12 protein-coding genes and 1 tRNA gene are annotated in these 13576 nt (G+C 57.7%); 11 read left to right on the forward strand and 2 right to left on the reverse strand.

All coding sequences use genetic code 11. The features are described 5' to 3' along the window. The first annotated feature begins 23 nt into the window (after nucleotides 1-23). From AC1RS8_RS01845 to AC1RS8_RS01895, 11 genes are all read left to right on the forward strand, one after another. Nucleotides 24-2255 (forward strand): AsmA family protein, encoded by a 2232-nt coding sequence (locus tag AC1RS8_RS01845; RefSeq protein WP_489339587.1) that lies wholly within the window; start codon nucleotides 24-26, stop codon nucleotides 2253-2255. Further along, nucleotides 2252-3319 (forward strand): A/G-specific adenine glycosylase, encoded by a 1068-nt coding sequence (mutY, locus tag AC1RS8_RS01850; RefSeq protein WP_429521805.1) that lies wholly within the window; start codon nucleotides 2252-2254, stop codon nucleotides 3317-3319. The genes AC1RS8_RS01845 and mutY overlap by 4 nt, the downstream gene beginning before the upstream one ends. After that, nucleotides 3316-3588, forward strand: a complete 273-nt coding sequence (locus AC1RS8_RS01855) for an oxidative damage protection protein (protein ID WP_007972770.1) — start codon at nucleotides 3316-3318, stop codon at nucleotides 3586-3588. Before mutY ends, AC1RS8_RS01855 begins: the two co-directional genes overlap by 4 nt. A gap of 103 nt (nucleotides 3589-3691) precedes the next feature. Next, nucleotides 3692-3767: transfer RNA gene (locus AC1RS8_RS01860), tRNA-Phe, on the forward strand. A gap of 163 nt (nucleotides 3768-3930) precedes the next feature. Next, nucleotides 3931-4383 carry an Arm DNA-binding domain-containing protein gene (locus AC1RS8_RS01865; protein ID WP_493162230.1) on the forward strand — a complete coding sequence of 151 codons (453 nt, stop codon included), beginning with the start codon at nucleotides 3931-3933 and terminating at the stop codon, nucleotides 4381-4383. Next, nucleotides 4370-5578 carry a tyrosine-type recombinase/integrase gene (locus tag AC1RS8_RS01870; RefSeq protein WP_493162232.1) on the forward strand — a complete coding sequence of 403 codons (1209 nt, stop codon included), beginning with the start codon at nucleotides 4370-4372 and terminating at the stop codon, nucleotides 5576-5578. Before AC1RS8_RS01865 ends, AC1RS8_RS01870 begins: the two co-directional genes overlap by 14 nt. A 3-nt stretch (nucleotides 5579-5581) precedes the next feature. After that, complete coding sequence (locus AC1RS8_RS01875) at nucleotides 5582-6568, forward strand: hypothetical protein (RefSeq protein WP_493162234.1); 987 nt, start codon at nucleotides 5582-5584, stop codon at nucleotides 6566-6568. A gap of 253 nt (nucleotides 6569-6821) precedes the next feature. Further along, on the forward strand, nucleotides 6822-7031 hold the full coding sequence (locus tag AC1RS8_RS01880) for a helix-turn-helix transcriptional regulator (protein ID WP_493162236.1): 210 nt from the start codon (nucleotides 6822-6824) through the stop codon (nucleotides 7029-7031). Beyond that, complete coding sequence (locus tag AC1RS8_RS01885) at nucleotides 7031-7900, forward strand: toprim domain-containing protein (protein WP_493162238.1); 870 nt, start codon at nucleotides 7031-7033, stop codon at nucleotides 7898-7900. The genes AC1RS8_RS01880 and AC1RS8_RS01885 overlap by 1 nt, the downstream gene beginning before the upstream one ends. Further along, on the forward strand, nucleotides 7897-9540 hold the full coding sequence (locus AC1RS8_RS01890) for a YfjI family protein (RefSeq protein WP_493162240.1): 1644 nt from the start codon (nucleotides 7897-7899) through the stop codon (nucleotides 9538-9540). The genes AC1RS8_RS01885 and AC1RS8_RS01890 overlap by 4 nt, the downstream gene beginning before the upstream one ends. Further along, nucleotides 9537-10100 (forward strand): hypothetical protein, encoded by a 564-nt coding sequence (locus AC1RS8_RS01895; protein ID WP_493162242.1) that lies wholly within the window; start codon nucleotides 9537-9539, stop codon nucleotides 10098-10100. Before AC1RS8_RS01890 ends, AC1RS8_RS01895 begins: the two co-directional genes overlap by 4 nt. Nucleotides 10101-10406: 306 nt before the next feature. Here AC1RS8_RS01895 and AC1RS8_RS01900 read toward each other — a convergent pair whose 3' ends face one another. Continuing rightward, nucleotides 10407-11444, reverse strand: a complete 1038-nt coding sequence (locus AC1RS8_RS01900) for a hypothetical protein (RefSeq protein ID WP_493162244.1) — start codon at nucleotides 11442-11444, stop codon at nucleotides 10407-10409. Nucleotides 11445-11856: 412 nt separating this feature from the next. Beyond that, nucleotides 11857-13203: a phospholipase D family protein gene (locus AC1RS8_RS01905; protein WP_493162246.1), complete on the reverse strand. Its 1347-nt coding sequence runs from the start codon at nucleotides 13201-13203 to the stop codon at nucleotides 11857-11859. Nucleotides 13204-13576 lie beyond the last annotated feature (373 nt).

The raw sequence follows: 13576 nt of genomic DNA on the forward strand, positions 1-13576 counted from the left end.
CGACTAATTACAAGGACTCGCCCATGAAAGCGTTCGGCAAAATCCTGGGTCTGGTACTTCTCGGGCTGTTGCTGATCATTGTGGCGCTGGGCTTTGCCCTGACCCACCTCTTCGATCCCAACGACTACAAAGACGAGATCCGCCAGATTGCCCGCGACAAGGCCCACATCGAGCTGACGCTCAATGGCGATATCGGCTGGAGCCTGTTCCCGTGGCTGGGCCTGGAACTGCACGACGCCAGCGTCGCGACCATGGTCAAACCGACCGAACCGTTTGCCGACTTGCAGATGCTAGGCCTGTCGGTACGCGTACTGCCGCTGCTGCGCCGTGAAGTGCAGATGAGCGACGTACGTGTCGAGGGCCTGAACCTGCGCCTGAACCGTGACAAGGACGGCCACGGCAATTGGGAAGACGTCGGCAAGCTGCCGGCACCGGCCAACACCGGCGCGATCAGCACCCCGCCAGCCGCTGGCGAACCGGCGCCCGAAGCCAGCGTCGCGGCGGAAAAACCGCCTCAGCCGATCCGCCTGGACATCGACAGCCTGACCGTGAACAACGCACGGGTTGAATACACCGACGAACGAACCGGCAAGAGCTTCAGCGCCGAAAGTATTCAGTTGAGCACCGGTGCGGTTCACGACTCCGTCAACATTCCGCTCAAGCTCACGGCTTTCCTGTCCGCCAACCAGCCGGCACTGCGGGTTCGAACCGAGCTCAATGGTGAGGTGCGTATCGCACGCGCGCTGCAGCGCTATCAGCTCGAAGACATGAAATTGTCCGGTGAAGTGACCGGCGACCCGCTGCAAGGCAAGACCATGACGTTCTCCGCCCAGGGCCAGCTGGTGCTGGACAAGGCCGCCAATGTCGCCGAGTGGACCGGCATCAAGATCTCCGCCAACCAGCTGCGGGCACTGGGTGAACTGAAAGTCAACGACCTCGACAAGACTCCACAAGTCAGTGGCGGCATCTCGATCGCCCAGTTCGACTTGGCGAAATTCGTCGATAGCATCGGCCAGAAACTCCCCGCCATGGCCGAAGGCAGCCTGAGCAAGGTCGAACTGGTCAGCCGTCTGGCAGCAACACCCACCAGCCTGGCGCTCGACAACATCAACCTGAAAGTCGACGACAGCACCTTCAGCGGCCGCATTGCCGTCGAAGATTTCGCCAAGCAATCGCTGCGCGCAGCACTCAAGGCCGACACCTTCAACGTCGACCGCTACCTGCCGCCGAAATCCGCCGAGGCCAATAGCGCGACACAAGTGCGCCAGGCCGAAGTCGCCAGCACCGAAGCCGATGCCATGGCCGGCGCCGGCAGCACTCCGTTGCCACCCGCGCCGACCAAGGACGCCTGGAGCAGCGACCGCCTGTTGCCCGTGGAACGCTTGAGCAAGCTCGATGTGGACGCCGACCTGACCTTCGGCCAGTTGACCCTGCAAAAATTGCCGATTCATAACGCTGCGCTCAAGGCCACCGGCCAGGGTGGCCTGCTGACACTGGCCAACCTGCGCGGCGATCTGTACGAAGGCAACTTCGAAACCACCGGCACGCTCGATGTGCGTCAGCCAGTGCCGGCGCTGAACCTGCAGACGAAGATCAGCCGGGTACCGGCGGAAAAAATCCTCGAAAGCCAGGGCAAGAACCCGCCCGTCAAAGGCCTGGTCACGCTCAACAGCAGCCTGACCGGTAGCGGCAACAGCCAGAAAGCGTTGATCGATACCCTCAACGGCAATGCCAGTTTCATCATCAACAATGGCGTGCTGCTCAACGCCAACCTTGAACAACAGCTGTGCAAAGGCATCGCCACGCTCAACCGCAAAACCCTCAGCGGCGAGCCTCGGGGCAAGGACACTCCGTTCCAGGAGCTCAAGGGCAACCTGACCTTGCGTAACGGCGTGGCCAGCAACCCGGACCTGAAAGTGCGCATCCCGGGCATGACCGTCAACGGTGACGGTGACATCGATCTGCGAGTGTTGGGCATGGACTACCGCGTCGGCATCATCGTCGAAGGCGATACCAGCGCCATGCCGGACCCTGCTTGCCAGGTGGGCGACAAGTTTGTCGGCATCGAGTGGCCGCTGCGCTGCCGCGGCCCGCTGGAGCTGGGCGCCAAGGCTTGCCGTTTGGATAACGACCGCATGGGCCAGGTCGCGGCCAAACAGGCTGGCGACAGGATCAGCGAAAAAATCGAGGAGAAATGGGGCGACAAAGTCGACCCGAAACTGAAAGACGCGCTCAAGGAAATGTTCAAGCGATGAGAGCCGAGCAGTTTTCAACGGCGGTGCTGGACTGGTTCGACCGCCACGGCCGTCACGATTTGCCCTGGCAGCAGGACATCAACCCGTATCGGGTGTGGGTCTCGGAAATCATGTTGCAGCAGACCCAGGTCAGCACCGTGCTGAATTACTTCGACCGCTTCATGGCCTCGTTGCCGACGGTCCAGGCGCTGGCGTGCGCGCCGGAAGACGAAGTGCTGCACCTGTGGACGGGCCTTGGTTACTACACCCGCGCGCGCAATTTGCAGAAGACCGCGAAGATCGTCGTCGAGCAGTACGGCGGCGAATTTCCCCGGGACGTGGAAAAACTCACTGATCTGCCGGGGATCGGCCTGTCCACCGCCGGCGCCATTGCCAGCATCAGCATGGGCCTGCGCGCACCGATCCTCGATGGCAACGTCAAACGGGTGCTGGCGCGCTTTACCGCGCAAGAGGGCTACCCCGGCGAGCCGAAGGTCGCCAAACAGCTCTGGGCCAACGCTGAGCGCTTTACGCCGCACGATCGGGTCAACGCCTACACCCAGGCGATGATGGACCTCGGTGCCACGCTCTGCACCCGCAGTAAACCGAGCTGCCTGCTGTGTCCGCTGGAAAAGGGCTGTGAGGCGCACATGCTTGGCCTGGAAACCCGCTACCCGATCCCCAAGCCGCGCAAGACCATCCCGCAGAAGCGCACGCTGATGCCGATGCTCGCCAACGCCGAAGGCGCCATTCTGCTTTACCGTCGCCCCTCCACGGGCCTGTGGGGCGGCTTGTGGAGCCTGCCGGAACTCGACGACCTCGATGACCTGCCGCATCTGGCATCGCAGCACTCTCTGGAACTGGGCACACAACAGGCATTGCCAAGCCTGGTGCACACCTTCAGCCATTTTCAGTTATCCATCGAACCCTGGCTGGTTCAGGTCCAGGAGAGCGGCCATCACGTGGCCGAGGCTGACTGGCTCTGGTATAACCTCGCCACCCCGCCGCGCCTGGGCCTTGCCGCCCCGGTCAAAACATTGCTCGAACGCGCGGCCGCCGTATTGAACGCAGGAGAGTCGTCATGACCCGCACCATCATGTGCCGCAAGTACAAAGAAGAATTGCCAGGCCTGGAGCGCGCTCCCTTCCCGGGCGCCAAAGGCCAGGACATTTTTGACCACGTCTCGGCCAAGGCTTGGGCAGATTGGCAAAAGCACCAGACCCTGCTGATCAACGAAAAACGCCTGAACATGATGAACGCCGAAGATCGCAAATATCTTCAGGGCGAGATGGACAAGTACTTCTCCGGCGAGGATTACGCCAAGGCCGAAGGCTACGTGCCGCCATCGGAATAACCCCGATTTATCGGGGGTCGGAACGTAAGCGACGGTAATAATTAAAATTTTTTTGAAAACTTGCTTGACGACCCCCTGAAAAACCCGTTTAATGCGCCCCGTTGCCCAGATAGCTCAGTCGGTAGAGCAGGGGATTGAAAATCCCCGTGTCGGCGGTTCGATTCCGTCTCTGGGCACCACCTTTAGTTTTCAGGTGATGCCAAGCACACCTGAAAACACACAAGAAGCCCGCCCAGTGCGGGCTTTTTGTTGTCTATGCTTTCCATAACCTCCCTTGCAAGCCCAAACAAATGGGGGCTTAATCGGGGGCATCTCGGTTCGGTCGAAAAATAGGCCCCCAGAATGGACGCAAAACTAGACAGCAAGGCACCCGCAGCGCTACCGCTCAAGGCAAGACCGTACAAAACGGCAATCCGCCAACGGCGTTATCTGCTGACCACGCCGACTGGCTCCAAACTGTGGCGCTTCAAGTTTTATTTCGAGCGCTGGGAGAAAACCCCAGCCGTTGGCGCCTTCTCTGCTGTCACACTGGCGCAGGCCATCCAGGCCAGCGACGACGCCCGCGCCGCCTTTGGGGCCGGCATCAACGCCCCTACCATCTGCAAAGCCGAACGAGCCGAACACCCCACCCTGCGACCCCGCGCAAAAGCCTTTCGCCTGGTGATGACGCGAGAAAACTCACTGACCATCGAAACACCCCGCCAGATTCTGAACCTGACGCCCAAGCAGACCGCCGCCGGCCGCGCCCTCCTGCTGGCCGTTGAACCCGAGGGCACCCGCCATGCCGCTGACTGATAGCGCAATCAAGACCGCCAAGCCCAAGGAAAAGCCGTACAAGCTGGGTGACGCCCAAGGGCTGTATCTGGAGATCACGCCAAACGGCTCCAAGCTGTGGCGCCTCAAATACCGGATAGCAGGCAAAGAGAAAAAGCTGGCCCTTGGCATCTACCCTACCGTCACCCTCGCCCTAGCCCGCCAAAGACGCGAGACAGCGCGCGGGCTGCTGGCCGAAGGCATCGACCCCGGCGAGCAGAAGAAGGCCGCCAAACAGGCGCATAGGGTCACGGGACTTACCTTCGAGACGCTGGCGCGGGAGTGGTTCAGTTACAACTCACCCCGCTGGGCAGAAAGCACGGTCCGCAAAGCCAAGCTGTATTTGGAAAACGACCTGATCCCCGGTATCGGATCGCGCCCTGTGAAAGCCATCACCCGGCCTGAACTGGTGGAGTTGGTGCGTAAGGTGGAAGCGCGGGGCTCGCTGAACGCAGCCGGCAAGATTCGCCAATGGCTACACCAGATATTCCGCTTCGGCTTGGCCAGCGGCGTGGTGGACAGCAATCCGGCCACCGACCTGAGTGTGGTAGCAGCACCAGCAAAAGCCGTACGCCGGCACCCGCACATTACCTTTGCCGAAATGCCCGAACTGCTGGGCAAGATCGACAGCACCAATATCAACACACTGACCCGCTGCGCCATTCGATTGCTTGTACTCACGGCCGTGCGCCCTGGCGAATTGCGTGCCGCTCAATGGTCAGAGTTCGACCTTGATAACGACATCTGGGCGATACCAGACTCACGGATGAAAAACCGCCGCCTGCATCTGGTGCCCCTGCCGCATCAAGCTGTAAAAATCCTGCGCCAACTGCAAGAGATCACCGGGACGTATCCACTACTGTTCCCCGGTCAGCAGAAAGCAGATCGGCCAATGAGCGATAACACCATCAATAAGGCGCTGCGCCGTATGGGCTACGAAGGCCGCCAAACTGGCCATGGCTTCCGCCACCTTATAAGCACCGAGCTTAACGAGCGCGGCTATAACAAGGATTGGATTGAGCGCCAGCTGGCCCATGGCGACAAAAACGAAATCCGAGACACCTACAACCACGCCACCTATTTGCCGCAGCGAGAAATCATGATGCAAGAATTGGCCGACTCAATCGACGCCCTGTGCGCGGGCGCCAACGTGGCGGGCATTAAGCGGAAGGAGTGAGATATGGCCGACAAGTTTGATTACTCAGACTGGGGAAAAGAACAAGAGTGGCTTGCAGCAAAAGCCAAGGACATTCCAGCACTCCCCGCCGAAGACATTGCTTTTTTGGATCAAGCCATCGCCCAACAGCTAAGAGTAAAAATCGCCAAGATCGCTGCCCAACGCTGGTGGAACTTGTTCGGATCGCAAGGTCATCGCTTAGATACGATCGAGGATGAGGAGAACTTCATCGCTCACCTGGACAAGGTATTCAGCTGTCCCGCCGCCAGCGAGCTGTTAGCACCACCAAGTCATGAACGGAGGTCGTATAGCGTCCATGATGTTACGAGGCGGGGAATGCCACAGCGAGTCGAGTTCAGCGCCCCGCCCGCCTCTCGGTTAATGGAACTGATGCTATTCGGTTTTTTTGATTATGCAGGCCATTGGATATACCTATTCCGCACTGGCGATCGGACAGCAGATGACTACAAACCACCTGAGCAGTGGTGGGCCTTGCCCGATACAAAAGCCCCATCCGACCGCCTGGGGATAAGCATTCAAATTCGCGGATTCCGCCTTGATGCATCAGCATCGCCCGCCTCAGCATTCAGCGACTTATCAGGCGAACAAAGGGAAAGACTGGCGGTTGAGTTCGGCAGGGTTGGGACGCATCAAGAATGGCTGGCGGGAATTGTTGAAAATCTCATGCGCAGCAGCATTCACGAACAGTCACTCTCGATTCAATTTGCCGGAGAATATCCATCCGGCGGGATACCGCTGGCGGAACTCATAGCGAATGACGACCATATGGCAGGCAAAAAAATTGAGCCCATCAATGGAGATTTTTTTGATTGCCGCCCAGAGAATCTTAAAACCACATCAATCCGGGGCCGGAAAATGGCGTGTCGCATCTGCCAACGCCCCACCACGCCGAATAAATCTGAGCGCATCAAAAACCCACAAGGCTCAAGCATGCGCGTCTGCCATGCTTGCATTCAGGCGAGACGCTGAGCTATTTGGGAACAACCGGGAGGATTAGGGCTTGCGTGAAATGCACGGCTCGCGTAAAAAAGACCCCACTATGCGGTAAGTGCATATGAATGATAAATAACCGGCCCTAGAGCCGGTTTTTTTTATTCCCGTTTCTTCCACCTGCTGCCCATCAACCCCGCCATCGTGCGGGGTTTTTCATTTTCAGCCCGCCATCGTGCGGGCTTTTTTGTGCCCGCCATCGTGCGGGCTTTTTTGTGCCCGGAGAAATGACATGGCCGATAACGCACCCCGCCGCTTTATCAAGCTGGGCGAAGTCAAAGCCCTGACCACACTTTCCACATCCGAGATTTACCGGCGCATTGCCGCCGGCACTTTCCCCGCTCAAGTCACCCTTGGCCCGAAGTCTGTTGTATGGATCGAGGCCGAGGTACTGGCCTGGTGTGAGGCGCGTATCGTCGCCAGCCGAGGGGAGACTGCCTAATGGACAGCACCGCCACTTTTCGTGACGCCATGCAAGCCGTCTTTGGGCCGCTTGATTGGCTGCCGATACCAGACGGCGACATCCACCGCTTCCACGTGCCAGGCGACACGCCAGGCACCCGCAACGGCGCCTATGAGCTTTATTCTAATGCGATCGCCTCGGGCTGGTTTGGCACCTGGAAGGACGGTAAATGGCACAACTGGAGCAGCCGTAAACCTGCCAGCCGCCTGGAGGCGCAGTTGATCGCCCAGCGAATCAAGCGGGCACAACGTGAGCGAGAAGCCGAGCAGCACAAGCACCAACAAGCCGCCGCAGAAAAAGCCAACCGACTGTGGAGCCAGGCACAGCCAGCCGCAGATGATCATCCCTACCTATCCCGCAAACGGGTAAAGGCATACAGCCTGCGCCAGCATGGTGATGTGCTGCTCGTGCCGCTGAACTGCGACGGCCTACTGGTCAGTCTGCAGTACATCTATCCGGACGGCTCCAAGCGCTTTCTGATCGACGGCATGACCAAGGGCTGCTGTTCACTTATCGGTACGATTCAGCCAGGTCAGCCACTTTATATTTGTGAAGGTTGGGCTACCGGCGCCACGCTCCACGCCGAAACCGGCGCGGCCGTAGCCTGTGCCATGACTGCCGGCAACCTGCTTCTAGCCGCCCATCATCTGCGGCGCCAGCACCCAAACGCCGTATTGATCGTGGCCGGCGACGACGACCGCATGACCGAAGGCAACCCCGGACGTACTGCCGCCATCAAGGCAGCCACTGCCCTTGGCTGTCGCATGGTCTTCCCGCCTTGGTCGGGGGCCGAGCCGCTGACTCTTTCCGATTTTAACGACCTGGCCAATTGGAGAGCAGCGCAATGACTTCCACGCTTATTCCTGAGCCAGCCTATCCCGATCCGCAGCCTCTGCTGCCAGACGTGTCGATTGCGGCACCTTATCCCCTGCAAGCTCTGGGTGATTTGCTGGGTGGGGCTGCTGCAGCCATTATCGAGAGCGTGCAAGTGCCCGATGCCTTGGCCGGGCAAGCTGTACTGGCTGCTGCTGCAATGGCTGCCCAGCCTCACGCCAATGTACAACGCTCAGGCCAACTGATCCCGCTGTCACTGTTTGCTCTTACCGTTGCCGAGTCTGGCGACCGCAAGTCGGCAGCGGACCACTTGGCACTGCACGCTCACCACCAACACCAGCACACCCTGTTAGGTGCACATAAGACCGAATACAAGAAGTACCGCAACTACCGGGACGCCCACCAGAAAGCCCGTACAGCCATTCTCGACAGTGCCAAGGGCGATCCGGAAACCATAGCTATTGAGCTGGGTAAGTTGCTTGAGCCAATCGAGCCGCCATCGCCTTTCATCCTGGCCGAAGAACCGACGTTAGAGGGGCTGCAAAAGTCCCTGCTGCGCGGTTACTCCTCGCAAGGGCTATTCAGTGACGAAGGCGGCCAATTCTTCGGCGGATACGCTAGCAGACCGGAAAACATGCTGAAAAGCGTGGCCGGGCTGTCGAAGCTTTGGGACGGCTCACCTATCACGCGCATCCGCGCCGCCGAAGGTGAAAGCGCATCACGCAGCGGTTGCCGCTTGAGCGCACACCTGATGATTCAGCCTATCGTGGCGCAAAACGTGCTGGGCAATCCACTGTTACAGGGCCAAGGTTTTCTGGCGCGCTTCCTAATCGCTTGGCCGCAGTCACTCGCCGGGGGTCGCTTCTACCGGGATGTCGATCCCATGCGAGACGTAAGGTTGGGGCGCTACTGGCAGCGCATGGCCCATCTGCTGGCCCTTGAACCGCCGCAGAATGAGCAAGGGGAGCTGGCCCCGCCAGCACTGCCGATGGGGCCGCAGTCGCTGGCCGCCTGGGTTGCCCAGCACGACGCTATTGAGGCGGAGTTAGGCAAATGGGGCGAATTGTTCGAAATCAAACCGGCCGCTGCCAAGGGTGGCGAGAACCTGCTGCGGATTGCTGGCGTACTGGCCGTGGTCGAGAACGCCGGTACCATTACCCTGCCGATTATCGAGCGGGCCGGAATGCTGGTGCGCTGGTATCTGGACGAAGCTCTGCGACTGACCAACCCAACGAAGGTGGAGCCGCACTTGTTTAAAGCGCAAAGCTTACTGGATTGGCTCCTCAACAAAGGGTGGTACACCTTCGATTCGCGCACACTACAGCGCGCAGGGCCGTCCATAGCTCGTAAGAGCGCAAAGCAGCGCGACGATTTGCTGGGTGTTCTGGTGGAGCATCACCAGCTTCTGACCAGCGATGGGAAACATTTCACCATCAACCCGGCTGCGACAACTGCGACAATCGTGACAAAGCCCGTCCCGCAGGAGCTCCGAGCCTGCGACAGCGTTGTGACGAGCTGCGACCAGGCGCCTGTGGCGTCCGACCTGTCGCAACCTGTCACAGACCTGTCGCAAACGTCTGGGTCAATAAATTCGGGGGGTGTCGCAAAAGTCGCACATGTCGCAGTGCGCCCCGTGTTCGGGGGTGAGGTATGAGCGCCGCCGAATTACTGAGTCGTGCCAGCGCCGAAGGTGTGGCGTTGGTGCTGGAGGGCAATCGGCTGACATGGACCGCTGACCACCAGCCGCCCATCGATCTGCTGACCAGTATCAAGGCGCACCGCCTGGAAATCATTGCCGTGCTGGGGGCGGCGAAGGATTCGACAGCAGAAGCGCAATGGCTGGCCCATGTCGCCTGCCTGCTGGAGTGTTCGCCGGGCTACCTGTTGGAGCATGGCTATATCGACCAGCATGACCTGGCCGAGCAGCGCCGAATTCATCCACGCTTTGTCGTGCCGCTGATCCGCAGCAATCCCGCGTGGGGCCAGGAGCGGCCCGACACCCCAGCACCTCCCGCGTCCGAGCAGGAAAACAGCCGTGCCCGATGCGTCTTGACCGCCGTCACTGCAACGCCTGAGTGGTGCCGGGCCCATGACCGATACATCAACCACCTGATGCTTTGCCGCGCGTGCCATGCACCTACAAATCGCTACTGTGTCGCAGGGGTCGAGTTGCGGCAGCGGTACGACCAGACGCCAATGGAGTCAAGACCATGACCTGGGACATCGTAAATACCCCGGTAACCACATCGAAGCCTGGCACCACCAAACGTGGCAACCTGACCTTGCCTGTCGCCCCGGAGTAACATCTGCCAAGCAATTTGACCGCATACACAATGATAGCCGCGCAATACGCCGGTAGGCCGGCAAGCTGCGCCAGTTTCTGCCGCTCTCGGCCCAGGTCGTGGCCGAGCCGGAGCAGCAGGCCTGCGACCATCACGCTTTAGAGCTGGTCGGTTCTGCGGTGCGTGCTGGTAGCTTATGGGCAGGTGCAGCATAAGCTTAATGTCGCTGGACGTGCGATTAACTCATCGTGTCATGCTCAATCGAAGTCGCTACGTAATCGAATGTCCAGTCAGCGATCCCTTCACATCCTGATACGAGATACGTTGGATGGACAGGGATCGATGGATGCCCCATCAACATGATCCTATCCAGCAACATCTGTTTCGAAGCATCGGATAGCTGATCCCACCAAGAGATGCGGATCGCATGGTTTTCACAACATGAAACTGCAAATCTGAGCATCAGGTCTTCCAGGCGCTGGCCTTCGCGGAAGGACTCAGCTAAGGACCTCTCGAACGGTTTGCAGACAGCGTTGCTGCTCTTGTGCCAAGCAATACCGAATGCCCATCCATCCTCAAGGGGAGCCGTAAAGAAGGTGATCAATTCGAGAGGGGTCGACCAGTTTCCAAGGTTCTGCAGTCGATTCCCTCGAAAATCGAAGTCAGGATAGAGAAGCCCTGAAACTTGAATAGAGCAGGGTGACGCCGAAGTGAAATATGTGAATTCAAAATCTTGATATTGGTTATTCGATAGTGCTTGGTCATATATACGCTTGTGATGCTGAAGTCCGCTCCACCCACGATTTTGCCCCTCTAGAGCGGCATCGAAAATGGCCCCGTGGCTTCCGATCCCGAGGTGGGCCTTCATTTTCGAAAGGCTGCGTACTGCATTTTCCTTGACGAAATACTCCCGACATAAACTGCGATAGGCATAGAGCGCTATCTGCTTTCGGTCTTTCGTGAGAGGAAAGTTGTCGATTGGTTCAAAAAGCGAATTGTCATGAGTGGAACAGAAACCGTCGAATGTTGAAGCTTTACCTATTCCTACCTTTTTGAGTTGGGGCACTCCACCGCTTCTCTGCAATGTCGAAAAATCTGCGTCGGCTCGATATATATGGCCATCCTCGGCGAGTAGACCTAACTGCCCCCTACGCTGTATGGAGTGTGCGGAGATAATTTTTCCGCATCGCTTGCCATCGAAGAAATGAAGACAGCGCCCTCTGTCGTTTTCTCGCTTCATCGCAGCAATGAAGTCACCGATAAACGATTTTCCCATGATCGCTGCTCCTTCAAATATCGAGGTGACATTCGCTTAGCTTGCCCGTTTCTACCGGGCCCTCATCTAACCACGCCCCCCTCATACCGCCAACTACGGCATCATGAATACACGAAATATCCCAAAACAACCGACTATACGGTCCTTTGCCTTAAGCTGAGCGCTAGTTCCGGAGTAAATTGACGTGCTGATCCCCAACACGAGCAGTCAAAGGCGAGATGGTCGATGGTCAGCTCTTGGCCGTTTTCTGCTGGTCGCAGCAGGCAGAAATCGGCCAGGAGAAGTCACTCGCATCCGACCACTTACGCACCAAACCGAACACTAACGTTTAAGCTCAGGCTGCGGCCCTTAAGGGCCGTCGCGCCTGCAGCGAATTGTTCGGCACCAACATATCGCAGCGTATTGAAACCGATTAGTACACGCGAACGTCGTAGCCTAGCGCCCTTAACCCCTTACTGGTTCTGCCGTTACGTGGCGGGCACAACTCAGGGCGAGCCCACCCTGAAAGTTCTGCAATTTGATTATTTCCAAAATGAGGGAATCTTCTTGCTGAGCTATGCACCGCCTCAAACAGTCTTGCCGGAATTTCATTTGGGGAGCCGCCATCAAGCACAAAGGCTAAGAGATCTAAGACTGTTTCGCCCCTCTCATTTCTCTGGCTAAGCAGCAGCGCCGCGAATGCCCCGACACGCTGCGCCTCAGTAACGTCTTGCGCGCCCCTCAGGCCTAACTCCTCAAGCCTCATACGACGCACATGGTCTACGGTTGAGTGGTTGGCCTGAAGAACCTCGGAGAACTCCTCCAGTGAAAGAGACCTCACCTTGTTTTTTACTAGATACCGACGTATGACGGGAGCTCGGATGTGGCAATTCACGTCTTCACTGGACGGAGGTGCGTCCAATTCAGACCACCATTTCAGCGCAGCGATCATGCTTGCGGCTGGATCTTTCCGATTCTTCTGATAGTGCTCATCAAATGGATGCCGAACTCCATCAACTACTTTGTTGTAATAGAAGGCGTGCAAAAACTGGTCTGCTTGCCAAGCCGCAGGTACATCTTGATTGAGCCACCTTGGGCGGTAATTCTGTGCTTTATCAGCAATATCCCTCAAAACAGAAAGGCCATTGCGCCATTCCTTAATGAAGAACTCCTTGCGGATATCAAGAGCTTTATCTGAACTCGTGAACGCCGGGCCTTCCCACGTCTTTATGCTCCTCAGACGCTGCGACTCAAGCTCAATTTTCTGCTGTTCTTTTTCTCTGAACCTAAGAATTCCCTCTTGCTCCTTGATTATTTCCTCCGTCAACTGCTGGGCTGCATCGCAGGATATGAGGGACTCAAAGAACCCCTCTATCTCAGCTATGCCTCCATTAGCCTCTAGATCTTGCTCTGGGATAAATACGCCAAACTCGATATTTGAAACCCAGGCCCGCTCGGTGAGGTTTGCGGAGCCAACATATACGCCATAGTTCTTCCACCAAATTACCTTTGCGTGAAGCACATCGGGGATAAGGGTGCAGAAGATGTTTTTACCGGTGTTTCGAAGCAAAAATCTGAGGAGGCGAGGGTCTACCGGAACCGTATGGTCATATCGCATCCATATGTCGAGCCTACGCCCGTGCTCCAGGCAGTTTTCCACGAGAGTAGTTCCATCACTCCCGTAAGCAATGGCTGCGCGAACCCAATCGACTTCAACACTTTCGCCGGGAAGCACATTTCTGAGAAAGCCTCCGTTCAGTTTATTTGCGTAGAACTTCACTGTTTTTCTTCCATGGCAAGATGCCGTATGGCACCGAATGATTCGACTAGACCTACCCCGAGAGTACGAAGCCGTCGGCAGTGTGTCTACGGTCAGTAAGGGGTTTAGCGTTTGCGTCCATTAATGTCCGTTTCTGGCAGAAATCGGTCCCTTTTGAGAGTCAGCTTCTGACCTGGAGCGCCCCTCCAATTCGCCGCGCACACGGTGATTGCGTCAACAGCTCCGCCAGCCGTTCCCCTTTGTGGTCAGCCTGTCCGGAGCAATGGGCATAAACTTGGGTTGAATACTTCGTCTCGTCCATAATCCCGACTTCGAGATCAGCGCGGTAGGGTTCCCTCTACCATCGCCAAAATGGCATAATGCCACCAAGCTC

It is taken from the genome of Pseudomonas sp. GW821-FHT12A04, assembly GCF_058807755.1.